General features: G+C 67.6%; 24 protein-coding genes. 18 read left to right on the top strand and 6 right to left on the bottom strand.

Annotated features, from left to right (window positions below; genetic code table 11):
• Window positions 1-240: 240 nt before the first annotated feature.
• From QH195_RS33765 to QH195_RS33775, 3 genes are all read right to left on the bottom strand, one after another.
• On the bottom strand, window positions 241-915 hold the full coding sequence (locus QH195_RS33765; RefSeq protein WP_280438386.1) for a potassium channel family protein: 675 nt from the start codon (window positions 913-915) through the stop codon (window positions 241-243).
• On the bottom strand, window positions 905-2,521 hold the full coding sequence (locus tag QH195_RS33770; protein ID WP_348536838.1) for a TrkH family potassium uptake protein: 1,617 nt from the start codon (window positions 2,519-2,521) through the stop codon (window positions 905-907). The genes QH195_RS33765 and QH195_RS33770 overlap by 11 nt, the downstream gene beginning before the upstream one ends.
• 122 nt (window positions 2,522-2,643) lie before the next feature.
• Complete coding sequence (locus QH195_RS33775; protein ID WP_280422279.1) at window positions 2,644-4,029, bottom strand: alanine/glycine:cation symporter family protein; 1,386 nt, start codon at window positions 4,027-4,029, stop codon at window positions 2,644-2,646.
• A gap of 335 nt (window positions 4,030-4,364) precedes the next feature.
• Here QH195_RS33775 and QH195_RS33780 point away from each other — a divergent pair, with 335 nt between their 5' ends.
• From QH195_RS33780 to QH195_RS33830, 11 genes are all read left to right on the top strand, one after another.
• Window positions 4,365-5,348: a substrate-binding domain-containing protein gene (locus tag QH195_RS33780; RefSeq protein ID WP_280438387.1), complete on the top strand. Its 984-nt coding sequence runs from the start codon at window positions 4,365-4,367 to the stop codon at window positions 5,346-5,348.
• Between the two features lie 44 nt (window positions 5,349-5,392).
• The gene (locus tag QH195_RS33785) at window positions 5,393-6,910 is read left to right on the top strand and encodes a sugar ABC transporter ATP-binding protein (protein ID WP_280438388.1); all 1,518 of its coding nucleotides are present in this window, start codon (window positions 5,393-5,395) and stop codon (window positions 6,908-6,910) included.
• A gap of 33 nt (window positions 6,911-6,943) precedes the next feature.
• Entirely contained in the window at window positions 6,944-7,960 is a 1,017-nt protein-coding gene (locus QH195_RS33790) for an ABC transporter permease (protein ID WP_280422276.1), read from the top strand.
• 61 nt (window positions 7,961-8,021) lie between these two features.
• Complete coding sequence (locus QH195_RS33795; protein WP_280438389.1) at window positions 8,022-9,116, top strand: zinc-dependent alcohol dehydrogenase family protein; 1,095 nt, start codon at window positions 8,022-8,024, stop codon at window positions 9,114-9,116.
• A complete protein-coding gene (locus QH195_RS33800) occupies window positions 9,113-10,336 on the top strand; it encodes a DUF4380 domain-containing protein (protein WP_280438390.1) in 1,224 nt (407 codons plus the stop codon). Before QH195_RS33795 ends, QH195_RS33800 begins: the two co-directional genes overlap by 4 nt.
• Window positions 10,333-11,088 (top strand): SDR family NAD(P)-dependent oxidoreductase, encoded by a 756-nt coding sequence (locus QH195_RS33805; protein ID WP_280422273.1) that lies wholly within the window; start codon window positions 10,333-10,335, stop codon window positions 11,086-11,088. Before QH195_RS33800 ends, QH195_RS33805 begins: the two co-directional genes overlap by 4 nt.
• Before the next feature lie 53 nt (window positions 11,089-11,141).
• Window positions 11,142-11,861 carry a FadR/GntR family transcriptional regulator gene (locus QH195_RS33810; protein ID WP_280438391.1) on the top strand — a complete coding sequence of 240 codons (720 nt, stop codon included), beginning with the start codon at window positions 11,142-11,144 and terminating at the stop codon, window positions 11,859-11,861.
• Window positions 11,858-13,006, top strand: a complete 1,149-nt coding sequence (gene dgoD, locus QH195_RS33815; RefSeq protein ID WP_280438392.1) for a galactonate dehydratase — start codon at window positions 11,858-11,860, stop codon at window positions 13,004-13,006. The genes QH195_RS33810 and dgoD overlap by 4 nt, the downstream gene beginning before the upstream one ends.
• Before the next feature lie 53 nt (window positions 13,007-13,059).
• Window positions 13,060-13,686, top strand: coding sequence for a bifunctional 4-hydroxy-2-oxoglutarate aldolase/2-dehydro-3-deoxy-phosphogluconate aldolase (locus QH195_RS33820; protein WP_280438393.1), 627 nt, complete (start codon window positions 13,060-13,062; stop codon window positions 13,684-13,686).
• Window positions 13,683-14,627, top strand: a complete 945-nt coding sequence (locus QH195_RS33825) for a sugar kinase (RefSeq protein WP_280438394.1) — start codon at window positions 13,683-13,685, stop codon at window positions 14,625-14,627. The genes QH195_RS33820 and QH195_RS33825 overlap by 4 nt, the downstream gene beginning before the upstream one ends.
• Window positions 14,624-15,583 carry an SMP-30/gluconolactonase/LRE family protein gene (locus QH195_RS33830; protein WP_280438395.1) on the top strand — a complete coding sequence of 320 codons (960 nt, stop codon included), beginning with the start codon at window positions 14,624-14,626 and terminating at the stop codon, window positions 15,581-15,583. Before QH195_RS33825 ends, QH195_RS33830 begins: the two co-directional genes overlap by 4 nt.
• 46 nt (window positions 15,584-15,629) lie before the next feature.
• On the opposite strand, the gene QH195_RS33835 is transcribed toward QH195_RS33830, so the two are convergent.
• Window positions 15,630-16,235 (bottom strand): TetR family transcriptional regulator, encoded by a 606-nt coding sequence (locus QH195_RS33835; protein WP_280438396.1) that lies wholly within the window; start codon window positions 16,233-16,235, stop codon window positions 15,630-15,632.
• A 184-nt stretch (window positions 16,236-16,419) separates the two neighbouring features.
• Between QH195_RS33835 and QH195_RS33840 the strand changes: the two genes are divergently transcribed.
• From QH195_RS33840 to QH195_RS33850, 3 genes are read left to right on the top strand one after another with little or no spacing between them, the layout of a single operon-like run.
• Window positions 16,420-17,643, top strand: coding sequence for an alkane 1-monooxygenase (locus QH195_RS33840; protein WP_280438397.1), 1,224 nt, complete (start codon window positions 16,420-16,422; stop codon window positions 17,641-17,643).
• Window positions 17,643-17,822 carry a rubredoxin gene (locus tag QH195_RS33845; RefSeq protein ID WP_280422265.1) on the top strand — a complete coding sequence of 60 codons (180 nt, stop codon included), beginning with the start codon at window positions 17,643-17,645 and terminating at the stop codon, window positions 17,820-17,822. Before QH195_RS33840 ends, QH195_RS33845 begins: the two co-directional genes overlap by 1 nt.
• A gap of 1 nt (window position 17,823) precedes the next feature.
• Window positions 17,824-18,009: a rubredoxin gene (locus tag QH195_RS33850; protein ID WP_280422264.1), complete on the top strand. Its 186-nt coding sequence runs from the start codon at window positions 17,824-17,826 to the stop codon at window positions 18,007-18,009.
• Between the two features lie 79 nt (window positions 18,010-18,088).
• On the opposite strand, the gene QH195_RS33855 is transcribed toward QH195_RS33850, so the two are convergent.
• On the bottom strand, window positions 18,089-18,862 hold the full coding sequence (locus QH195_RS33855) for a GTP pyrophosphokinase (RefSeq protein ID WP_280422263.1): 774 nt from the start codon (window positions 18,860-18,862) through the stop codon (window positions 18,089-18,091).
• A gap of 159 nt (window positions 18,863-19,021) precedes the next feature.
• Between QH195_RS33855 and QH195_RS33860 the strand changes: the two genes are divergently transcribed.
• A complete protein-coding gene (locus QH195_RS33860) occupies window positions 19,022-19,933 on the top strand; it encodes a D-alanyl-D-alanine carboxypeptidase family protein (RefSeq protein WP_280422262.1) in 912 nt (303 codons plus the stop codon).
• 33 nt (window positions 19,934-19,966) lie between these two features.
• On the opposite strand, the gene QH195_RS33865 is transcribed toward QH195_RS33860, so the two are convergent.
• The gene (locus QH195_RS33865; RefSeq protein ID WP_280438398.1) at window positions 19,967-20,713 is read right to left on the bottom strand and encodes an IclR family transcriptional regulator; all 747 of its coding nucleotides are present in this window, start codon (window positions 20,711-20,713) and stop codon (window positions 19,967-19,969) included.
• A gap of 164 nt (window positions 20,714-20,877) precedes the next feature.
• On the opposite strand from QH195_RS33865, the gene QH195_RS33870 reads away from it, so the two are divergent.
• The 3 genes from QH195_RS33870 to QH195_RS33880 all read left to right on the top strand — a co-directional run bounded on the left by QH195_RS33870 (window position 20,878) and on the right by QH195_RS33880 (window position 24,083).
• Window positions 20,878-21,693 (top strand): SDR family NAD(P)-dependent oxidoreductase, encoded by an 816-nt coding sequence (locus QH195_RS33870; RefSeq protein WP_280438399.1) that lies wholly within the window; start codon window positions 20,878-20,880, stop codon window positions 21,691-21,693.
• A 27-nt stretch (window positions 21,694-21,720) separates the two neighbouring features.
• Window positions 21,721-22,635, top strand: coding sequence for an NAD-dependent epimerase/dehydratase family protein (locus QH195_RS33875; protein ID WP_280438400.1), 915 nt, complete (start codon window positions 21,721-21,723; stop codon window positions 22,633-22,635).
• Between the two features lie 89 nt (window positions 22,636-22,724).
• Window positions 22,725-24,083, top strand: coding sequence for an MFS transporter (locus QH195_RS33880; protein ID WP_280438401.1), 1,359 nt, complete (start codon window positions 22,725-22,727; stop codon window positions 24,081-24,083).
• The last annotated feature ends 1 nt before the right edge of the window (window position 24,084 follow it).

Below are 24,084 nucleotides of genomic sequence, written 5' to 3' on the forward strand. Positions count from 1 at the left end.
TAATAACCGCCGACGATTGTCAGCATACGGAGATCCAGAGCGGTCTGATCGCCCACGAATACCTCGTCCTCGACGGTGAACTTCATGCGGACCCGGTCCGGCAGCAGCGTCAGCGAATTCACCTTTCCCACCGCTATCCCGCGGTCCCCCCGGGCCCGCCGCCTGCCCCTCTCCCCCCGCCCCTCCGGCCGGGGGGGCGGGCGGGGGGGCCCGGGGGCTCGTTCCTGTGTGGCGGTGTTCTCAGGTGAGGTCGGCGAAGCGTTCCACTTCTTCGATGCGGCCGGACACGATGAGCACGTCACCGGCGGCGACCACGGTGTCGGCGGTGGCGTAGGTGAATTCGCCGCCGCGGTGTTTGATCGCCACCACGGTGATGTCGAAATGCTGCCGCAGGCCGCTGGCCGTGAGCGTTTTGCCGATACTGCTCCGGGGTGCGCTGGTTTTGGCCATGGCATAGTCGGTGTCGAACTCTATGTAGTCGATCATCCGGCCGGTGACCAGATGCGCGACACGTTCACCCATATCGTGCTCGGGCAACACCACATGGTGGGCACCGACACGTTCGAGGATCTGGCCGTGGCGGCGGCTGGTGGCCTTGGCCCAGATCTTGGGTATCCGGAAATCGGACAGCAGTGACGTGGTCAGGATACTGGCCTCCATACTGGAGCCGATCCCCACCACAGCATGCGGGAAGTCGGGTACACCCAGTTGTTCGAGGGCCTCCATATCCGTGGTGTCGGCGACCGCGACGTGGGTGAGTTCGTCGGAATATTGCTGGACCAGAGTCGGATTGGAGTCTATCGCCAGAACTTCCGAGCCGTGGGTGACCAGCTCACGGGCGAGCGCGCTGCCGAACCGCCCGAGACCGACCACCACAACGCGGGTGCCGTGCTTTCGCGGATTCCTACCCGACAATGGGACGCTCCTCGGGCAATTCGTAGCGGCGGCCGCGGTCACGCAGCGCCAACGCCGTGGCCAGGGTGATCGGGCCGAGCCGCCCGATGAACATCAACACGACCAGTACGATAAGCCCCGGATCCGGGATATCGGCGGTGATGCCGGTCGACAGGCCCACCGTGCCGAACGCCGAGACCACTTCGAACAGCACCGAGTCGAGGTCCATTCCGGTCATTGTCAGCAGTATCAGAGTGCCGATCACCACGGCGCCGCCGCCCAGCAGCACCACCGTGATCGCTTGGCGCTGCACCGGGGCGGCGAGCCTGCGTCCCATCACGTGCACGGTGGGCTCACCCCGGATCTCGGCCATGATCACGAACGCCAGCAGCGCGAACGTAGTCACTTTGATCCCGCCGGCGGTACCGGCACTACCACCGCCGATGAACATCAGCACATCATTGATCAGCAATGTCGACGAATGCATGGCCCCCATATCGAGCGAGTTGAAACCGGCTGTGCGGGGCGACAAACCGTGGAATCCGCCCACCAGCAACTTGTGCGCAGTGCCCAATGGCCCCAGGGTGCCGGGGTTGGACCATTCGAAAGCGATCACCGCGACCACCCCGACCGCGCTCAACAATGCGTAGGTGATGAGTGTGATCCGGGTGTGCAGCGACCACCGCCGCCAGCGAATGCCACGCACCCGTTGCCGGCGCATCGACCGGGTGATCTCGAAGACCACCGGAAACCCCAGACCCCCGACGACCAGCGCAAGTGAGATCGGCACGATGATCCACGGATCGGTGGCAAATCCCATCAGATTGTCGGGGTACAGCGCGAATCCGGCGTTGTTGTAGGCCGAGACCGAATGGAAAAACCCGAGATATATCGCATTCCACCCGCGCTCGTCGTACCCGATCATGAACCGCGCCGCGAGGGCGACACCCACCAGTGCCTCCACCAGCAGGCTCATCCGGATAACCCCGACGACCACCCGCCGGCTTTCCCCGAGCCGCACCGTTTTGTTCTCGGTTTGCGCGATCAGCTGCATCCGCAGCCCCATCCGCCGCGCCACCAGCAACCCGAGCAGCGAGGCCAGGGTCATGATCCCCAGCCCGCCGATCTGGATCAATCCCAGAATCACCAGCTCACCGAATAACGACCAGTGGCTGTCGGTGTCCACGACCACGAGACCGGTCACACACACCGCCGATACCGCGGTGAACAGCGCCGTTACCGGATCGGTGACCGCTCTCGACTCCGCCGAGATCGGAAGCATCAACAGCAGCGTGCCCACTACGGTGGCCGCGCCGAAGCCGAACACCACCAACCGTGCCGGATGCCGCGGTGGCCGTAGCCAGCTGCCGAACCCGCGTGCAAGTTCACGGCCGCGCAGCATGCGGACAGCGCCGGGTGTCTTGCGTCTAGTACTCAGTGGCGCTCCTCTGGCCGGGCGGAGCGGCAGCGCGGCCGCTGTTCGCTGACACGTGGAGTGGACCTGCCGGAAGCTACTGCCATGCGCAGGGAGCCGCAAGACCGCGGGACCGTCAGGCCGGACGCGCCGCGGATCGAACAGGCCCTGATCGGCCTGCGAGTCGTCGCCGAACAGAACGCGCGGCACCACGGGAAACCCTTCGACTCTGCCCTGGAGCAAAGCGGCTCCGGGTCTGCCGACGCCGGTCAGGTGCGCGCGTTTGCCCGGTGAGGCGCACAGGCTCCTGCCGGAACGCCGCGCCCGGGCCCGCGCTAGATCGTCCGCGTATTCGCGGTCGCCGGATCGTGGGTAACCGGGTCTTTTCGCTCGAAGTAGGCCTTGGTCTCGCGATACACCAGTGGCGACAGGATCAGCAGGCCGATGAGGTTCGGCAATGCCATCAAGCCGTTGGCCACATCGGAGAACGTCCAGACCGTGGTCAACTCGGTGGTCGCGCCCACGTAGACCACTGCGATGAACAGGATCCGGTACGGCACCACCAGTGCGTTGCCGAACAGGAACTCGATGCACCGGTCGCCGTAGTAGGACCAGCCGAGAACTGTCGAGAAGGCGAAGAAAATAATGCTGATGGTCACGATGACGCTGCCCCAGGTACCGGGCAGGGCATCGGCGAATGCGGCGGCGGTGAAGGTCGCCGCGTCGGCATCGGTTTTCCACACCCCGGTCACCACGATCACCAGTCCGGTGAAGGAGACCACGACGAGCGTATCGATGAAGGTCTGGGTCATCGATACCAGCGCTTGGCGCACCGGATGGGTGGTCGAGGCCGCGGCGGCCGCGATACCGCCGGTACCGAGCCCGGACTCGTTGGAGAAGATCCCTCGCGCCACACCGTATTGAATGGCCGCGGCGACGCCGGCGCCGACGAAACCACCGGTGGCCGCCGTGCCGGTGAACGCATCGGTGATGATTTCACCGATAGCAGCCGGCAGGTCATCGAACCGCAAGATCAGCACCGCGAGGGCGCCCAGGATGTACAGCACGATCATGACCGGTACGAAAACGCTGGCTACCCGGCCGATTCCCTTGATGCCGCCGAGGATGACCGCGGCGGCCAGGCCGGTGATGATCAGCCCGGTGATCCAGGTGGGCAGGCCCCATTCCGACTCCACGTTCAGCGCGACCGTATTCGCCTGGGTCATATTGCCGATACCGAACGACGCGATGACACCGGCCACCGCGAAGAAGCCGCCGAGGAATACTCCGAGTGGTCCCTTGATTCCGCGCCGTAGGTAGTGCATCGGCCCGCCGGCCTGTTTACCGGCGGCGTCGGTGCGGCGGAAACGGACACCGAGGAACGCTTCGCTGTATTTGGTGGCCATACCGACCAACCCGGTCAGCCACATCCAGAACACCGCGCCCGGCCCACCGAGGGAGATCGCGGTAGCCACACCGGCGATATTGCCGACACCCACCGTTGCCGCCAGCGCGGTGGACAGGGCCTGATAGTGCGAGATATCGCCCTCGGCGTCGATATCGGCGCGTTCGACGAATCCCAGCCGGAAGGCGAGCACGAACCGTCGGAACTGGATCCCACGCAGCAGAACCGTCAAATACAGTCCGGTCAGCAGGAGCAGGGGAATCAGTAGCCAGGGACCCCAGATGAAGTCACTGGCGCTGCTGAGCACTTCGCCCATAGATAACAACCGCCTCATTCGGTACAGACCGTGGCCGGCACGTACCACGGTCGCGAGCCGCCGGCCACTCGCCGATGGCCCGATCATTGTCGGGCATGGCAACCGGGTGTGCACGGCGACCCGCGTTTCACATGGGTCTGTGACCGCACCGAGGCACGGGGCCGGCACCGCTCCGACCGGCTCGTGCGTTGCCACGGCCGGCCGGGACCCGGAACTCGCGGACTGTCGGCAGGTCCCACCCTTGGCCCAATAAATAATAATTTAGTATTGACACGGTCGGGTGTGGTCGGCGACTCTGATCGAAGCGAAGTTGCCCAGCGAGACATCGAGGTCACATGCAGGTCAAGTGGAAGTGGGGCGCCGTGCTCGGCGCGGTGCTGATTGCCGCGACCGTCGCGGGCTGCGCGGGCAAGGTGGGCGAGAACGGCCGCGTCGGGGTCGTCTACCTGAACGCCGAGGGGTACTACGCCGGTGTCGCGCGGGGCCTGAACGAGACGTTCGCCGAACAGCCCGACTCGCCACAGCTGCTCGCGTCGAACATCCAGTCGGACGCGTCGAAGGAGAGCACGTTCGTCGATACGGTCGTCTCGGTGAAGGCCGACGCGCTGATCATCTCCCCGTCCTCCGCCACCGCTTCCGTTCCCGCTCTGCGGCTCGCGCACGAGAACGGCGTCCCGATCATCTGCTACAACACCTGCGTCGAGGATGCCGCCGCCCGGGAACTGGTTTCGGCCTATGTGCTCGGCGATCCCGAGGAATTCGGTGCCGCTTCGGGACGTCAGATGGCGGCCTACTTCATAGCGCAGGGCATTACGGCACCGAAGGTCGGTGTGATCAACTGCGAACAGTTCGAGGTGTGCGTCCAGCGCCGGATCGGTTTCGAAGAAGCGCTCACCGCGGCGGTCCCCGGTGCCACCATCGTGGCCAACCAGCAGGGGCTGACCCTCGACGAGGCGGTCCAGCGCGCCGAACAGGTACTCACCGCCCAGCCCGATGTCGATGCGTTCTACGGCGAGGCGGGCTCACAGATGATCGGCGCGGCACGTGCTGTGCAGGCCCGGGGTAAGGCCGGTGACGTGGTGGTGTTCGGCGGCGATATGTCGACGCAGGCGGCCGGGATGTTGCGGGACGGCACCATCCTCAAGGGCGTCACCGATATCTCCGGCATCAAGGTCGGCGACCTGGCGGGCCGCGCGGCCGTCGACATTCTCGACGGCAACCCGCCCGCGGAGTTCCTGATCCCGGCACCGGTGGACGAGTACGTCGGCGCGCAGGCCGGCGCGGAATGGATCGAGACGCATCCGGACGGCATCCCGTGACCGCCGCACCCGCTCGCGACCCGCACCATTCCCGGAAGGACATCATGGTTCACCGCACGGACGATCCCGCAACCGGCGCCGTTGTCGTCGAGATCGAGGGTTTGACCAAGCACTATGCCGGTGTACGAGCGCTGACCGACGCGTCCGTCACCATTCGTGCCGGTGAAGTGCGGGCCCTGCTCGGCCGCAACGGCGCCGGCAAGTCGACGATGATCCGGCTGCTCGCGGGCGTCGAAACCCCGGACCGGGGGACCATCCGTATCGGCGGTGAACTACTCGGCCCAGGTGTGCGGCGGTCGACCGCGCTCGGTATCGAGACCGTGTACCAGGAACTGAGCCTGGTCCCGGAACTGACCGTCGCGGAGAACATGTTCCTCGGCGTCTGGCCTCGCAGCGCCGGGCGCGTCGATTACGACACCATGCGCCGCGAAACCGCTGCTGTGCTGGCGGAACTCGCGCTCGATATCGATCCGCTCAGCCGGGTCGAATCGCTGCCGCTCGCCGAACAACAGCTCGTCGAGATCTGCCGCGCCGTCCGGCGCCGGCCCCGGCTGCTCATCCTCGACGAGCCGACCAGCGCGCTGGCCGCCGCCGAAGTCCAGGCGGTACTGAAGACCGTCGAGCGGATCGCGGCGGCCGGGGTCGCGGTCGTGTACGTCAGCCATCGTCTCGACGAGATCCGGCAGGTCGCCTCGACCGCGACCGTCATGCGCGACGGCCGGGTCGTCGACACCGTATCGCTGGAGGACGTCAGCACCGCCCATGTGGTCGCGTTGATGGTCGGTTCCACCGAGACGGCCGTGGAGGAACGTGCCGAGCGCGTCGTGGACCGCTCCGGAACGCCGTTGCTCTCCGTACGGGATCTGGTGTTGCCGCCGAAGATCCGCGCGGTGTCGTTCGACGTGTATCCGGGCGAGGTCCTCGGAATCGCCGGCTTGATGGGCTCCGGCCGCAGCGAACTGCTGCGCGCCGTCGCGGGTTTCCAGCCGATCTCGTCCGGCTCCGTCGCGGTGGCCGGGACCGACGTCCGCACTGTCACCGCCGCCCGGATGAAGGCTCTGGGAGTCGGTATGACGCCCGAGGACCGCAAGGGGGCGGGCATCGTGCCGCTGCTCGGTGTCGACGAGAACATGCTCATATCGGACTATCGGGCCGTCAGCTCCGGGCCGACCATCCAGTACCGCCGCTTCCGCGCGGTCGCCGCCGACCTGATCTCGCGATTGTCGATCGCGACGGCCCGCCCGCAGACGCCGATCGTCAATCTCAGCGGCGGCAATCAGCAGAAGGCGGTTATCGGTCGCTGGCTGCACGCGGGCAGCCGGATCCTGCTGCTCGACGAACCCACCCGAGGCGTCGACGTCGCCGCGAAATCCCAGATCTACCGCCTCGTCCGGGAACTCGCCGACGGGGGAGCCGCCGTCGTGTTCGTCTCGGGCGAACTCGAGGAACTGCCCCTGGTGTGTGACCGGGTGATCGCGCTGCGCGGCGGCGAGATCGCCGAGGAGCTGACCGGCTCCGGTATCACCATCGATTCCGTCCTCGCCGCCGCGATGGCGGCCTGACCACCACGAAGCCAAAGACGAGAAGAGGACCCTGTGGTCATCACCGAGAACAGTCTCCAGCCGGGTGATTCCCGCACAGCGCGCAGCTGGTTGGGCTCGCGTAGTCATCAGCTCAACGAAATCGGCCTCGTGGTGGCGATCGCGGCACTCTACGTGGTGCTCGGCCTCACGGCGTCGGGTTTCATGGACGGTTCGAATCAGCTGGGCATTCTGCGCGATGCCGCGACGATCGGCATCGCCGCCTGGGGCGTGACCCTGGTGATCATCGCGGGCGATATCGATATCAGCATCGGCCCGGCCGTCGCGTTCGCTTCGGTACTGGTCGCGATGGGTAGTGCCCAATGGGGGCTCGGTGTGTTCGGTGCCGTGCTGCTGACGCTGGTGCTCGGTGCGGCGTGGGGGGCACTGGCCGGCTGGCTGCGGGCCAGTTTCAATGTGCCCTCTTTCATCGCCACCCTCGGCCTGTGGAGTGTCCTCGGTGGTCTCGGTCTCTATCTCACCGACGCGCTGCCCGTGGTACTTCCCGAAAGCGGCCTGTTCGACCTCCTGGGCGGTTCCGTCCTGGGTATCCCCACCTCCGCGGTGGTGATGCTGATCCTGTTCGCCGTGTTCGTCTACATCGCCAAATTCACCGCGTACGGTCGTTCGGTGTATGCCATCGGTGGTAACGCGGCCGCTGCCCAGCTGGCCGGTATCAACCTCACCAAGGTGCGCATCCTGCTGTTCGCCACCACCGGACTGCTCTCCGCGATCACCGGTGTGCTCCTCGCCTCCCGGCTCGGCGCGGGATCCGGCAGCGCCGGAGCCGGACTCGAGTTCGACATCATCGCCGCGGTCGTCATCGGTGGCGCCGCCCTCGCCGGCGGCCGCGGCACGATGCTGGGCACCTTGCTCGGCGTCGTCTTCATCACCGTGATCGGTAACGGACTGGTCCTGCTCGGGGTGAACTCCTTCCTGCAGGACGTTATTCGCGGCGTGATCATCGTCGGCGCCGTCCTGATCAACGCGCTCGTCGTCCGCCGCGGTGCCGCGGCCGTCCGCACCGCATGACGGGCCCCAATTCCGTGCGGGTCACCACCCGGTACCGACCCGGCCGCCCACAGGAGGAATCGTGACCACCATCGAATCCGGGACGCGGGCCGTTCCCGAGACGATGCCGGGTATCTACCTTCCCGGCAACTCCACCACCGAAATGCGCCAGGTCCCGGTGCCGGTGCCCGGTCCGGGGCAGCTGCTCGTCGAGGTCGGCGCCGCCGGTATCTGCGGTACCGATATCAGCTACATCTACCGCGAGTACAAGACACACCGCGGTATCGACGGCCCCGCCTATCGTGGCGTCGTCTCCGGCCACGAGCCGTCCGGGCGCGTCGTCGCCGCCGGGCCCGGTTGTGCCCGTTTCGGTACCGGCGACCGGGTCATCGTCTATCACATCGCCGGCTGCGGACTCTGCGACAACTGCCGCCGCGGCTTCTACATCAGCTGCACCGCACCGTCGCGGGAGTCGTACGGCTGGCAGCGCGACGGCGGCAATGCCCGCTATGTTCTGGCCGAGGAGCGCACCTGCGTGCCGCTGCCCGCGGAGCTCTCCTATGTCGACGGTGCGCTCATCGCCTGCGGGTTCGGTACGGCCTACGAGGGGCTGCGCCGTATCGGTGTCAGCGGCGAAGGTGACCTGCTCGTCGTCGGTCTCGGACCCGTCGGCCTCGCGGCCGGCATGATCGGACGCGGTATGGGCGCCGGCCGCGTCGTCGGTGTCGAACCGTCCGGCGTGCGCCGGGAGTGGGCCGATTCGCTCGGTATCTTCCACACCACCGTCGCGCCGGACGAGGCGGACGCCGAACTCGACCGGCTCACCGGCGGGGCGGGTTTCGCCTTCACCATCGACGCGTCCGGGTCGGCGCCCGGCCGGTCCACCGCTGTCGAGCACGCGGCCGAATGGGGCCACGTCTCGTTCATCGGCGAGGGCGGTCGTTTCGACACCGAGGTCTCGGACACCCTGCTGCACAAGCAGTTGACGCTGCACGCGTCGTGGGTGACCTCCCTGCAGGCGATGTCGGATCTGGCGGCCAACCTGGTCGCATGGGGCCTGCGTCCCGAGGCGGTGGTCAGCGATCGGTTCACCCTCGACGAGGCCGATCGGGCCTTTGCGCTCGCCGCGGGCGGTAGTCGCGGCAAGGTCGTCTTCGTCGCGGATTCGCTGCCGTGACGCCTCGGCCGCCCGCCACCGGCACCTTCGTCGAGATCGATGAAGGTGCCGGACGGCGTCCGGACGTCGTATGGCTCGACAACACGGTGTTACGGCTCGGGTTCGTCCCCGCGCTGGGCGGACGGCTGCTCTCGGTACAACTGCGCGGCCGGGAAACTCTGTGGCGCAACACCGATCTGCTGGACGAGGATCTGCATCCGGTGCCGCCGCACGTGCCCGCGCCGGTCTCGGGGCCGATGAGTGTCTGGAACAACTACGGCGGCGACAAGACATGGCCCGCGCCGCAGGGCTGGTCCGGTCCGGCCGAATGGGCGGGCCCGCCGGATCCGGTGCTGGACTCCGGGCCGTACAACCGGCACGTCGAGCGGGTACCGGGTGCGGTGACCCTGACGATGACCAGCGGTCACGACCCGCGCACGGGACTCACGCTGACTCGGGCGGTCACGTTGCGGGACGGGCGGAGCTGGTACGACGTACGCCTCGAGGCCCGCAATTCGTCGGCGCGGCCGGTGCGGTGGGCGCTGTGGAACGTCACCCAGCGCGCCGCGGGCGGACCCGGTAGCGGCGGTGTGTACGTCGGTGTCACCGATGGCGACCACCGGGCGGTGCCGCTCGCGGTCGGCACCGGAGCGCCCCGGCACGAGGTCCTCGGCGCCGGTCGGGTGTTGGTGCCGCACCAGGATGTCGTCGGCAAAATCGGATTCCCCGGCGCGAATGGGTGGCTGGCGCATGCAGCGCACGGCATCACCACCACCCAGACCTTCACGGTCGACCCGCGCGGTGACTACCCGGACGGGGGATCCCGGGTGGAAGTGTGGATGGAGCACCCGCTGAAGGAACCGATCGAACATCTCGGCGGCCTGCATCCGCGGGCCCGCATCGTGGAGATCGAACTCCTCGGCTCGTCGGCGACGCTCGCGCCGGGTGAACACACCGCACTCGGGTACCGCTGCGCCACCGCCGCCGGTGTGGGCGAGGTCCGCAGTGTTACCCCGGTGGGGCACTGGGAGAGCGACGCCGGGTTCGCCGCGTATGTCGGCGGCGACCTCCTGGCCGGCGGTGTCACCGTCGGCGGTGTCCGGGCCGGTGCGGCAATCACGCTGGACAGCGACATGGTCGGGAGCCCGCTCACGCTACGCGAGCACGACACCGGAGCAGAACACGACCTCGGCACCGCACCCGGCCCCGGCCGGGTACACGACCAGGAGGAGGAGCTGTGACCGCAGCACCCGGCACCGGCACGGTGCTGATCACCGGCGCGGCCCGGGGTATCGGTGCCGCAACCGCCCGCCGCATGGCGAACTCGGGCTGGTCGGTGGTGCTGTTCGACCGTGCCGAGACGGTCGCCGAGACAGCCGCGTCGATCGAATCCGCGGGCGGCCGCGCGCTGGCCTGTCGCGGCGACGTGACGTCCGAAACCGACTGGGCGACAACGGTCGAACGCACGCACGCGATATTCGGTCCCATCGACGCCCTCGTCTGCAACGCCCTGGCCACCGATCACGCCCCACTGCACGAGATGGCGCTCGAGTCATGGCAGCGGCAGCTGGACGTCAATCTCACCGGCGCCTTCCACGGGATCCGGGCGTGCCTGCCCGACCTGCGCCGCGACCGGCGCGGCGCGATCGTCATCGTCTCGTCCGTCCACGCCGGCTTCGGTCTCCCCGGGGTGCCCGCCTACGCGGCGACCAAGGCCGGACTCACCGGCCTGACCCGGCAGGTCGCCACCGAGTACGGCGGTGAGGTTCGGGTGAACTGTGTGCTGCCCGGACCGATCCTGACGACGCAGTGGGACGGTATTCCGGAAGCGGACCGCGCCGCGAGCGCCGCGGAGACAGTGATCGGACGGCTCGGTGATCCCGATGAGGTGGCCGGTCCCATCGAGTTCCTGCTCGGTGCGTCCGCCTCCTTCGTCACCGGCACAACCCTCACCGTCGACGGCGGCTGGAGCATCACCAAGAATTCGTCCTGACCGCAACCGGCGCGGTGTGCACATATTCACGGAGAGCGGAGTCGAGGGAAGAGATGACAGGCTATGCGGGACGCGGAGTCCACGGTACGACAGTGGAACTGCTCGGTTCCCGGATCGTGGACGGCACCATGGCGCCCGGCGAGGTCCTCGATCTGCGGGAGATCGGCGCTCGGATGGACCTGTCGCTGACCGCGCTGCGCGAGGCGATCAAGGTGCTCGCGGCCAAGGGCCTCGTCGATTCCCGGCAGCGCCGCGGAACCTTCGTCCGGGACCGGTCCGAGTGGAATGTGCTCGACAGCGATGTGATCCGCTGGCGGCACTCCGCCGGCGACGCGTCCGCGATGCTCGACGAACTCGCCGAGGTGCGGGCGATCATCGAACCGTCCGCCGCCGGACTGGCCGCGTTACGCCGTACCGACGAGGACCTCGCCGACTTCGAAAAAGCGCTCGCCGATATGGCCGCCGCCGCGACGGGAACCGCGGAACAGGCCGCCGCCGCGGACCTGGCCTGGCACGGACTGCTGTTGCGGGCCGCGCACAACGAAATGCTGGCCAGTATGAACGTGCTCGTCGAACCCGCGCTGATGGTCCGGGATTCCCTTGTGCACAACCACACCACCGACGACCCGGTGCCGAGTCACCGCGCTGTCGTCGACGCCATCCGGGCGGGCGATCCCACCGCCGCGGTGGCGGCGACCCGGGCACTTCTCGACAAGTCCGCAGACGATCTGTCGCGTGTGCTCAATCTTCTCGACAGTAAGGAATCCGGGTGAAGATCACCGCTATCGATACCTTCGCAGTCGCGCCCCGATGGCTGTTCTGCCGCATCGACACCGATGCCGGCCTCGTGGGCTGGGGCGAACCGGTGGTCGAAGGCCGGTCCGATACGGTCCGTGCCGCGGTCCACGAACTCGCCGAACTGCTCATCGGGAAGGATCCGCGCACCGTCGAGGCGCACTGGCAGGTTCTCACGAAGGGCGGCTTCTACCGTGGCGGCCCGGTGCTTTCCAGCGCCGTCGCCGGAATCGACCAGGCACTGTGGGACATCCTCGGTAAATCGCTGGGCGTACCGGTGCACCAGCTACTCGGTGGCGCTGTCCGCGACCGGGTCCGGGTGTATGGGTGGGTCGGCGGCGACGAACCGAACGAGGTGGCCGACGCCGCCCGCGCCCAGATCGAGGCCGGTCTGACAGCGCTGAAGATGAACGCGTGCGGGCGATTCGGCCGGTTGGCGACGCCCGCGGAACTGGACGGCGTGGTCGCACGGGTCGGTAAGGTCCGGGACGCGATCGGCGACCGCAACGATGTCGCGGTCGACTTCCACGGTCGCGTGGGGGTCGCGGACGCGCGCAGGCTTGTACCGATGCTCGAGCCGATGCGGCCGCTGTTCATCGAGGAACCGGTCCTGCCGGAACTGAGCCATCGGCTGCGGGATGTGGTGGAGTCGACCACCGTACCGATCGCGACCGGCGAACGCCTGTACTCCAGAACCGAATTCCTGCCCGTGCTCGAATCGGGCGTCGCGATCGTGCAGCCGGATCTCTCACACGCCGGTGGTATCTCCGAGGTCCGGCGCATCGCGGCCCTGGCCGAAACCTTCGGTGCGCTGCTCGCGCCGCACTGTCCGCTCGGCCCGCTGGCGCTGGCGGCCAGTCTGCAGGTCGCGCTCGCGACCCCGAACTTCCTGCTGCAGGAACAATCCATCGGCATCCACTACAACGAGGGCAGTGCCGAACTGCTCGACTACGTCCTCGACCGCGCCCCGTTCGAGTTCGTCGACGGGCATATCGAGCGCTGGGACGCACCGGGTCTCGGGGTCACGATCGACGAGGCCGCGGTCCGGGCGGCCGACGCTGTCGCCACCAGCTGGCACGGGCCGATTTGGCACCACTCCGACGGGTCGTTCGCCGAATGGTGAACCCGCTCGCTGCCGAACCCACGATACGAGACCGGACGGAATCGAGGAATCTCATGACCCTGCTCGACGACCTGCGCGCCCACCGGCTCCTCGGCATCATCCGGGGCACCGACGCCACCGCATCGATCGACACCGCACTGGCTCTCGCCGACGAAGGCGTCCGGCTGTTCGAGGTCTCCCTCACCTCCGCCGATGCGCTCCGGGTGATCGAGGAGGTGGCGACGAGGCTGGACGGACGAATCCAGCTCGGCGCGGGCACTGTCCTCACACCCGACGAGGTGATCCGGGTGCGGGACGCCGGTGCCACCTATGTCGTCACCCCGGGTGTGGCGCCTTCGGTGCCCGCGGCGGTCGAAGCCGGGGTCCCGGTGCTCTGCGGTGCCCTGACTCCCACCGAGATCATCACCGCCGTCGGGCTCGGGGTGGACGCGGTGAAGATCTTCCCGGCATCCACGATGGGGCCCGGATACTTCAAGGATCTGCGCGCACCGTTCCCCGGTGTCCCGCTGATCCCGGTCGGCGGTGTGGGCGCGGATACCGTGCCCGCGTACCTGGCAAACGGGGCGGTCGCGGTCGGTGTCGCGAGTCCGCTGTGCGGTGACGCGCCCAACGGTGGCGACCTGGACGCGCTGCGCCTGCGGGCACGGTCGTTCCTCGAGGCCGTGCGGGAGCAGGTATGAGCGGGGCAGTCGAGCGGGCGGTCGACGTCGTTGCTTTCGGCGAGACCATGGTGGCGGTGCGCGTAGCGGACCGTATCCGGTACGGCGGCGACGCCACCTTGGCCGTCGCCGGTGCGGAGTCCAACGTGGCGATCGGTCTGGCCCGCCTCGGCCACCGGGTGCGATGGGCAGGAAGGCTGGGCGCCGACGAATCCGGTGAACTGGTGCTGCGTACGCTGCGCGCGGAGAACGTCCTCGTCGACACCGTCTCCCGCGACGCCGACCGGGCTACCGGCCTGGTGCTGTTCGAGCAGCGACTGCCGGATGTGACCCGCGTCGAATACCACCGCCGCGATTCCGCGGGCTCCCGGATCGGCGTGGCGGACGCCGTTGCGGCACTGACGGAAATGCCGCGAATCCTGCACATCAGCGGGGTGACACCGGCCGTCTCCGCGAGTGCCGCCGAGGCCGCCACCGAGGCCGTCCGCATCGCGCGGGCAGGCGGCGCGCTCATTTCGTTCGACGTGAACTTCCGCTCTCGGCTGTGGGATCCGGCTACCGCCGCGGCAGCATTGCGGCCGCTGGCCCGCGCCGCGGACGTGGTGATCGCGTCCGAGGACGAACTCGGTCTCGTCGCTCGCGATCCCACAGAGCTCCTCGACTGCGGGGTGGCGGAGGTGGTGATCAAGCTTGGCGCCGCCGGGGCCGCCGCGCACACCACCGCGGGCGTGATCCCGGCCGCGGGGCATCGGGTGAGTGTCGTCGATTCGATCGGTGCCGGCGACGCCTTCACCGCGGGGTATCTGTCCGCGCTGCTCGACGGTGGCGAGGTCGCCGAGCGGCTCGCTCGCGCGAACACCCTCGGAGCGTTCGCGGTGTCGAGCAACGGTGACTGGGAAGGGTTGCCGAGTCGCGACGAGCTGGGTCTGATCACGGCGGGCTCCGGGGCGGCACTGCGATGAGCACGGTGGGCGAGTGGAGCGCGCTCGGCGGGGTACGGCACGAACTGGGTGAGGGTGCGCGGGCGACGGACCGCGGATTCCTGTTCGTCGACCTGCTGGCAGGAAAGTTGTTCGAGTCCGACGGCGGGCCGTCCAGCGGAACCGACCGCAAACCGTGCACGGGAACCGACGGTAAGCCATTCCCCGGGACCGAGACCGCAACGGCGGCTGCCGCACGGGAAGTACTGCGGCTCGACGTCCCCCTGGGTGCCGTCGCACCGCGAGCCGGCGGCGGCTGGATCGCCGCGGCCGGCACCGGGATCGCGTTGCTCGACGTCTCCGACAATGCAGAATCGGGTGCCGCCGTCGAGATCCAGTGGCTGGCACGGCCGTTCGATGACAGCCCGGTTCCGATGCGGATGAACGACGGTGTCGCCGATCCCCACGGTCGGTTCTGGGCCGGCGCGATGCCCTACGACGGCACCCCCGGTGCCGGTCGGCTGGTGCGGGTCGGCACCGGCGGCAGCGTCCAGGTGGTTCTCGACGGAATCACCATCCCCAACGGGCCGGCGTTCAGCCCCGACGGCACCACCATGTACCTCGCCGACAGTGCCCGCGGGGTGATCCTGCGATACCGCGTGGGGGAGGACGGCGGAATCGAGGGGCCCGCGGCGGTCTTTGCCACGGTCGACGATGCGAGTCCCGACGGTATGACCGTCGACGCGGACGGATACGTGTGGTCGGCGCTGTGGGGTGGCCACCGACTGCACCGGTACAGTCCCGACGGCGAGCTGGTCGACGTGGTGCCCGTGCCGGCCGGGCAGCCGACGAGCATTGCGTTCAGTTCCGATGTGACGCATCGGGTGCTGGTCACCACCGCGACCCACGGGCTGACGGAACCGGGACCGCTCGACGGCGCAACGTTGGTCGCTTCGACGACGGTCACGGGACTGCCCACGGCGACGTTCGGCGGGTAAGAGGCCGGCTCCGGAACTGTGCCCTCCGTGGCCGGATGCGCGGCGGTCAGGAACTCGCGGTGAGGAGGGTGCCGGAGACCAGGGCGATCTGGGCGACGGCACGATCGATGGATCCGGTGGGCTGGAACAGGTGGCTCAGGACGAGACGGACGATCGCCTCGACTCTGGTGCCGAATTCGTCGTCGGTGAAATCGCCGACGCCGTAGCGGTCGCGCAGGATGACGGTGAACGCCACACAGGCGCGCCCCAGGACTGGTTCCGGGTCGGTCATCAAGGTGGGGAGCAGGGTGGTATCGGCGCCGGAGCGGCCCGCCAAGACAGCCTTGAGCAGGGTGTTGTCGGCTGCCGTGCGCAGGGTGAAATCCGCGGCGGCGGTGATTCCGGCGAGCAGGTCTGCCGGTTCGGCGGCAACGGTATCGGTGACGCCCGCGAGGAAGGTGTCGAGTTCGGCGGCGATGACGACCTGGGCCAGATCCTGTTTGGTGCCGATCTCCTTGTAGAGCACCGGCCGGCTCACGCCGACTTCCTTGGCCACGCGGGACATGTTCACCGCGCCCCAGCCCTCGGTGCAGACCAGCCGGCGCGCGGTTTCGATAACGCGTGCGCGCAGCAGCAGGCGCATCTCGCTCTGAAAGTTCGGCGTTCCGGCCACGGTCACCACCCTACATCACGACAGTTCGTGTCCCTTCATTGACAAGTATGCCTACTATGTCTGTAATGAATACACATCGGCAAAAAGTGTAAACGGTCGAGTTCGGGAGTCGGATCCGGAGATACGACCGGTGCGGGCGGCAGCGCAGCGGTCGCCCGCGTTCGGAAAGGCGAGGTGGGCGACGATGACGACGTCCGAACTGGGATCGCGTGACGCGGCGAGCGCGCAGTGGCGCGACCGCAAAAGATATCTGTGGCTGTTCGGGCTGGTGGCGCCGACCGCGCTGGGCCAGGCCGCGGCGCTGGTGTGGATCTGCAACCAGCTGGGATGGCACGCGGTGGCACCGGTGTGGTGGTGGATCGGCCCGCTGCTGGTCTACGTACTGCTACCACTTCTGGACCGGTTCTTCGGCCCGGACGGTCAGAACCCACCGGACGAGGTGATGCAGCAGCTCGAACACGACCGGTACTACCGCTACTGCGTCTACGCCTTCATTCCGTTCCAGCTCGCCAGCCTGGTGTTCGCCGCCTACCTGTGGACGGCGCCCGAGCTGTCCTGGCTGGGCATCGACGGCGGGCTGGGGCTGTGGTCGAAAATCGGGGTGGCGCTGAGCGTGGGTGTCATGGGCGGAGTCGGAATCAACACCGCCCACGAACTCGGCCACAAGAAGGAACTGCTCGAACGCCGGCTGTCGAAGATCTCCCTGGCACAGACCGGGTACGGGCATTTCTACATCGAACACAACCGCGGTCACCATGTGCGGGTCGCCACCCGGGAGGATCCCGCCAGTGCCCGGTTCGCCGAATCCTTCTGGAGCTTCCTGCCGCGCAGTGTATGGGGCAGTCTGCGGTCGGCGTGGGCGCTGGAGCGCACCCGGTTGCAGCGTACGGGCAAGGGGCCGTGGACGTTGCGCAACGATGTGCTCAACGCCTGGGCGATGACCGTGGTTCTGTGGGGCGCGCTGGCGGTGGCCTTCGGTCCGGGTGTACTGCCGTTCCTGGTGATCCAGGCGGTGTACGGATTCTCGCTTCTGGAGACAGTGAACTACCTCGAGCACTACGGCCTGCTCCGCCGGCGGACGGCCTCGGGTCGTTACGAACGGTGCACTCCGGAGCACAGCTGGAACTCCGACCATATCGTCACCAATATCTTCCTCTACCACCTGCAGCGGCACAGCGACCATCACGCCAACCCCACCCGCCGCTACCAGACGTTGCGCAGTATGGACGGCGCCCCCGCGCTGCCGAGCGGCTACGCAAGCATGATCACCCTGGCCTACTTCCCGCCGCTGTGGCGCAAGGTGATGGACCACCGCGTGCTGGAGCATTATCACGGCGATATCACCCGCGTGAACATCCAACCCAGGAAGCGAGACCAGGTGCTGGCGCATTACGGGGCGGTGAGCTGATGGCCGTATACGCCTGCCCTGTCTGCGATTACCGCTACGACGAGAGCATCGGTGCGCCCCGCGAGGGCTTCCCGGCAGGCACCGCCTGGTCGGTGGTTCCCGACGATTGGTGCTGTCCCGACTGCGGAGTCCGCGAAAAACTCGATTTCGAAGCCGTTCCCCCGGCGAAAGGACATTGATATGACCACCGGCTACAAGCTGTACCAGTGTGTGCAATGCGGTTTCGAATACGACGAGGAACTCGGCTGGCCGGAGGACGGTATCGCGCCCGGAACCCGCTGGGAGGATATCCCCGAGGACTGGTCCTGCCCGGATTGCGGTGCCGCGAAAAGCGATTTCTTCATGGTCGAGATCAGCCGCACCTGAACCGCGGGCGCCGGTCTGCCGGTCGACGCTCGTCTGGTACGCGACGAGATGCGATACCGTGCCGGCCGCGTTTCGTCGCTCAGGTGGGCCGAGGAGGTGCAGAACGGTCTGCGAGGTTCTGGTAGAGGGCGCTGAGATCGAGGGAATCGGCAGGGCGGCTGCGAACCTGTGCGGTGCGGTCCACCTGGCGGTGTAGCGCTTCCATTTTCTCGTCGAGCTGGGTGGCCACTTCGGCGGCCTGGGCGAGATCGCTGCGGAGGTTCGGCGGCACTTCGCCCCGGTACTTGTAGTAGATCTTGTGTTCCAGGCTGGCCCAGAAATCCATGGCGATGGTACGGATCTGGATCTCGACCGGTATCCGTTCGGTGCGTGCGGAGCGGAATACCGGGATCGACACGATCAGGTGCAGACTCTGGTAACCGTTCGGTTTGCGGTGGGTGATGTAGTCGCGCTCTTCCAGGACGGTGATGTCTTCCTGGCCGGCCAGCATGTCCCGGATCTGGGCGATATCGGAGATGAAGCTGCACACCACCCGGACACCGGCGATATCGAGCACGTTCTCCCGGATCGCAGCCAGGTTCATGGGGTAGTTCTTGCGCCGCACCTTCTCCAGCACGCTCTCGGGGGATTTGAGCCGCGATCCCACATGCTCGATGGGGTTGTACTCGTGGGTGCTGTTGAAGTCCTCGCGCAGGATATTGATCTTCGTGGTGATCTCGTCGATCGCGAACTTGTAGCCGAGCATGAAGTCGACGAACTGTTCCCGCAGCGCGTGGACATACTCCACGTCGATTCGCCCCGACTCGCCGGAGAATCCATCGACGGCTGTGGTGTCCGGATGCCAGGGCTTCATTGCGCCCATTGTGCCTTCACCAGCGATTTCCCCGCCACATCGAGTGATGTCCACCATGATCCCGGTCGTGCCGTACCGGCCGTGTTCGGTTCCGCGGTGGCGGCGACGCCTCCGGCGGATATCCCACTGTTCGACCAGGTCGGACGACAGAATGTGGCGATGCGAACCTATACCCGTGTGCTGCCGGCGGTCCTCGCCGGAGTGCTCGTCGTCTTCGCGCCTACCGTCGCGGCCGCTCCGGTTCCGGGTGGCTCGGCTCAGCTTCCGTTTCCGCTGAATCTCCAGCCGGAGGGCGTGCAGGCGCCCGCGGCGGCGCTGGCGGAGGCCAATACCGGTGTGGTCGTGTGGTCGCGGCAGCCGGATACCCGCCTGCCGATCGCCAGTCTCACCAAGGTGATGACCGCGGTGGTCGTGCTCGAGGCGGGTGATCTCGAGCGGCCGATCACGGTCTCGCAGGCGGCCGTCGACTCCGCCGCGGCCCACGGGGGCAGTACCGCCGGCCTGGTGCCGGGCGAAGTGCTCACCGCGCGGCAGCTGCTGTACGCGATGATGCTGCCGTCCGGTTGCGATGCCTCGTACGCTCTCGCCGAGGCGTTCGGGCCCGGCCGGGACGCCTTCATCGCCCGGATGAACGCCACCGCGCATCGGCTGGGTATGCCGAATACGCATTTCAGCGACCCCAGCGGTCTCCCCGTCCCCGACGATTTCGCGACGTACTCCACGCCCGCGGAGCTGGTGCGGCTGGGCCGGCACGCGATGGCGAACCCGGTGTTCCGGGAAATCGTCGGAACACCGGTCCACCATCAGCCGGCCGGGCCGGCGACCCGCCATCACATCTGGGAGAACACCAACGGGCTGCTCCAGGAGTATCCGGGCACCGCGGGTATCAAGACCGGATCCACGAATGCCGCCGGGACCTGTTTGCTGTTCGAAGCTGCCCGGGGCGGCCAGCGGCTGATCGGGGTGGTCCTGAACAGTTCACCCCACGATCTGGACGCCGCGACGGCCGACGCCCGGCGCATCATGGACTGGGGTTTCGTCCCGATCCTGAGTTCTCTGCCGATCGGCTGATCGGCGCGGCGGCCCGGTCCGGCCCTGCGGAGCCTACGCGCCCAACCGGTTCTGCCGGTGGTGGGTAGTGCGCCGCAGGGCCGGACCGGATCCGGGCAGGTCCAGCCGGCGTCCGATTTCGGCCGCCGCGGTCTGCACCGACAGACGTATCCGATGGTCAGCGCGGACCTTCGTCACCGAACCGAAAATCGAGACGGCGGCGGGTTCCCCGTGACCCATCGTCCCGATCGGCGCCGCCACGCAGCTGAAGCCCTTCATGCACCGCTCGTGCTCGTAGACCATCCGCAGTTCCCGGGCCCGATCGATATCCGGTGAGCCGACGGGCCGGTCGAGGGCGAGCAAGGCTTTGCCGATCGCCGAGGTCTCCGCGCGCAGCCGGCTACCGACACGTGACCGGATACCGGTGACGAGTTCCCCGCCGACCTTCTCGAGATAGACCACCTCGTCGCCGTCGAGTACGCCCAGGTGCACGATGCAGCCGGTCACGCGGTGCAACCAGTGCAGGCCGGGGAGCGCGGCGCGACGCAGGGCGTTCTGCTGGGAGGCCGCCGAACCGAGCTCGATGATGCGCATACCCAGCTGGTATTCCTTGCCGTGCCGGTGCACCCAGCGCAACGCGACCAGCTGTTCCAGTGCGCGATGCGTGGAGGAGAGCGGTAAACCTGTGGCCGCGACGATCTGCGACAGGTTCATGGGTTCGGCACCGTCGAGCACATCGAGGATCGAGGCCGCGCGCTGCATGACTCCGGCCGGGGCCTCGTCGGCACTGTGCGACCGCATCGGGTCTCCTTCCTCGTCGGGACGGCGCGAGGGGATAACTCCATGTCGAGGGGCCTGCGACGCCACCACGAACCATAGGTCGCGCCGGGTGCGGTGGGGACGAGTTCTTCCACTGGCCGGAAACTCCACTGTCGGCCGTGGTGCCGGCGGGTTGTAATCCGTGGATGACCGATCTCTGCTCCTTCACTCCCGGTGCGCTGCTTGTGGGCCGGCGTGCCGTGGTCACCGGCGGGGCCGCCGGTATCGGTGCCGCGGTCGCGCGGGCGTTCGCCGCGCACGGTGCCGACGTGCTCGTCGCCGATATCGCGCCGATCGGTTCGGCCGGTTTCGATCCCGCCGCGGGTGGCTCGATAGCGCAGGTGGAATGGGATGTGCGGGAATCGCCGTGCCCGGCCGAACTGATCGAGCACCGGCCCCAGATCCTGGTCAACAATGTCGGCCACTACCTGCGGCCTCCGCATACCTTCGCCACCAACGCTCCCGCGTTGTGGGACGAACTGCACGACATCAATTTCGCGCACGTCCTCCGCCTGACCCATGCGCTGCTACCGGGAATGAGCGAGCGGGGTGACGGTTCGATCATCAACCTCACCACGGTCGAAGCCCATCGCGCGATACCCGGCCATGCCGTGTATTCGGGGTACAAGGCCGCACTGACCGGATTCACCCGGTCGCTGGCCGCGGAGATCGGTCCCGCCGGTATCCGCGTCAACGCCATCGCCCCGGACCTCATCGAATCCGTTCAGGTGCCCTACGCCGCCCTCGTCCCCGAGGAAGACCGGCATCTGTGGCCGACCTGGTCACCGCTCGGCGGCCCCGGCCGGCCCGACGATGTAGCCGGTGTGGCGCTGTTTCTCGCGTCCGACCTGTCCCGTTTCGTCACCGGCGGCACCATCCACGTCGACGGCGGAACCCATGCCGCCGGTGGCTGGGTGCCGCGCCGTTCCGGTGGCTGGACCAACCGACCCCGCAACCCCTGACCCGACGGACTGAAAGTCGTATCGAATATGAAAATACTGATCATCGGCGGCACCGGCATGATCGGCGCGCACGCCGCGCTGCACCTGCGTGAACACGGTGACGACGTCACCATCGCGGCGCGCGGGGCGATCCCCGAAAGCTCACCGGTCGCCGGTTTTCCGCTGCTGACAGGCGATTACACCGTTCCCACGTTCACCCGGCAACAACTGTCACGCTTCGACGGCATCGTCTTCGCGGCCGGCCAGGACGTGCGGCACAAGAAGGCCGATGACGACCCTGGTCGGTTCTGGGCGGACACCCAGATCGTGGGTGTGCCGCGGTTCGCCGCACTCGCCAAAGAGGCCGGTGTGGGCCGTTTCGTGCAGGTGGGCAGCTACTACCACCAACTGCGACCGGACCTGGCGGACAACAACCCGTATATCGCGGCGCGGAAGGCGGCCGACGAGGGCGCCCGCGCGCTCGCGGACGAATCGTTCACCGCATGCACGCTCAATCCGCCCTCGATCATCGGTGCCGTGTCCGGTGCCTCGGCCCGGCGCTACCGGCGGATGGTTTCGTGGGCGGCCGGAAACGAGCCCGATATTCCCGATTTCGCGCCGACCGGCGGCACCAACTACATGTCCGCTGCCTCGCTCGCACAGTCGATCCGCGGTGCCCTGCTCGACGGGGAGTCCGGCGCGGCGTATCTCGTCGGCGATCAGAACCTCTCCTACCGGGAGTTCTTCCAGATGATGGTCGACGCGGCCGGCGGCCGGCGGGTCATCACCGAACGCGACGAACAGCATCCGCTGCTGCCGGACGCCGCCATCATCCAAGGTCGCGGCAACACACTGGCATATGAACCGGATGCCGGCGAGGTACGCCGGCTGGGTTACGCCCGCAACGACTGCGCCCGCGCCGTCGAAGCGCTCATCGATGTGGTCGTCACGGCCACGCACTGAAACATCCGATTTCCGCGTGGCGGGCTACGGCGAGTCGTTCGCCGTAACCGTGTCCACACCGAGGCTTGATCACCGACGCTGGAGCCCCCATGTACACAGAGAAACAACCACCGAGAGCCGAATCCGCGTCGGCTGCCGGAACGCCGGGCGCGGCGAGCGACAACACGCAGTTGCGTAAAGTCGCACTGTCGAGCCTGCTCGGCACCGTCCTCGAGTACTACGACTTCCTCCTCTACAGCACCATGGCCGCCCTGGTATTCGGCCGGCTGTTCTTCCCGTCGTCGAACTCGGCCGCCTCCACCATCGCCGCGTTCGGTACGCTCGCCGCCGGTTACGCGGCCCGGCCCATCGGCGGCATTCTGTTCGGTCATTTCGGTGATCGCCTCGGCCGCAAATCCATGCTGATCGTGACGATGCTGATGATGGGCGGTGCCAGCTTCGTCATCGGCCTGCTCCCCGATTACGGGACGATCGGTGTGCTGGCTCCGATCCTGCTGGTCGCGTTACGCCTGATCCAGGGCATTGCGATCGGCGGGGAATGGGGTGGTGCGGCGCTCATGGTGATCGAGCACGCCGACAACGAGCGCCGCGGTAGGTGGGCGGGGATCATGCAACTCGGATCCCCGATCGGATTCCTGCTCTCCACCGTGGTGGTCATGGTGGTGAGCATGCTCCCGGACGAAAGCCTGTACTCCTGGGGCTGGCGTCTGCCCTTCTTGCTCAGTGGTGTGCTGGTGGCCGTCGGCCTGTATGTACGCCTGGGCGTGGTGGAGAGCCCGGTGTTCCGGGATGCGCTGGAACAGGCCGAATCCGAGCCGAAGGCCACGACACCACTGCTACAACTGCTGCGCACTCCGCGCCCGCTCGTCCTGGCGTGCGCCGCCGGAATCGGGCCGTTCGCGCTGACAGCGCTCACCACCTCGCACATCATCGCCTACGCCACCGATATCGGGTACGACCAATCCGAGGTGATGCGCGCGCTGGTCGCGATGTCGGTGCTGTCGCTGATCGGCATCCCGCTGTTCTCCGCGCTGTCGGACCGGCTGGGCCGCCGGGCCGTCACCATGGCCGGCGCCATCGGCGCGGTGGTCTTCGCACTCCCGCTGTATACCCTGGTGAACACCGGTTCGGCACTCTGGCTGACCGTAGGCCTGCTGATCGCCCAGGTGGTGCAGAACCTCATGTACGCGCCGCTGGCACCGCTGCTGGCGGAGATGTTCGGTACCGAGATGCGGTACACCGGTGTATCGCTGGGCTATCAGATGGCCAGCCTGATCGGGGCCGGGTTCGGCCCACTGATCGCGAGCAGTTTCCTCGCCTCCACCGGTGGCTCCAGCCTGCCGCTCAGCGCGATCATCGTGGTCACCGCGCTCCTCACCGCCACGGCTATCTGGCGGATGGCCGAGACCCGCGGGCGCGATCTGACAGCCGATTTCGCCCGCGGATAGG

It is taken from the genome of Nocardia carnea, assembly GCF_029868855.1.
GTDB lineage: Bacteria > Actinomycetota > Actinomycetes > Mycobacteriales > Mycobacteriaceae > Nocardia > Nocardia carnea_A.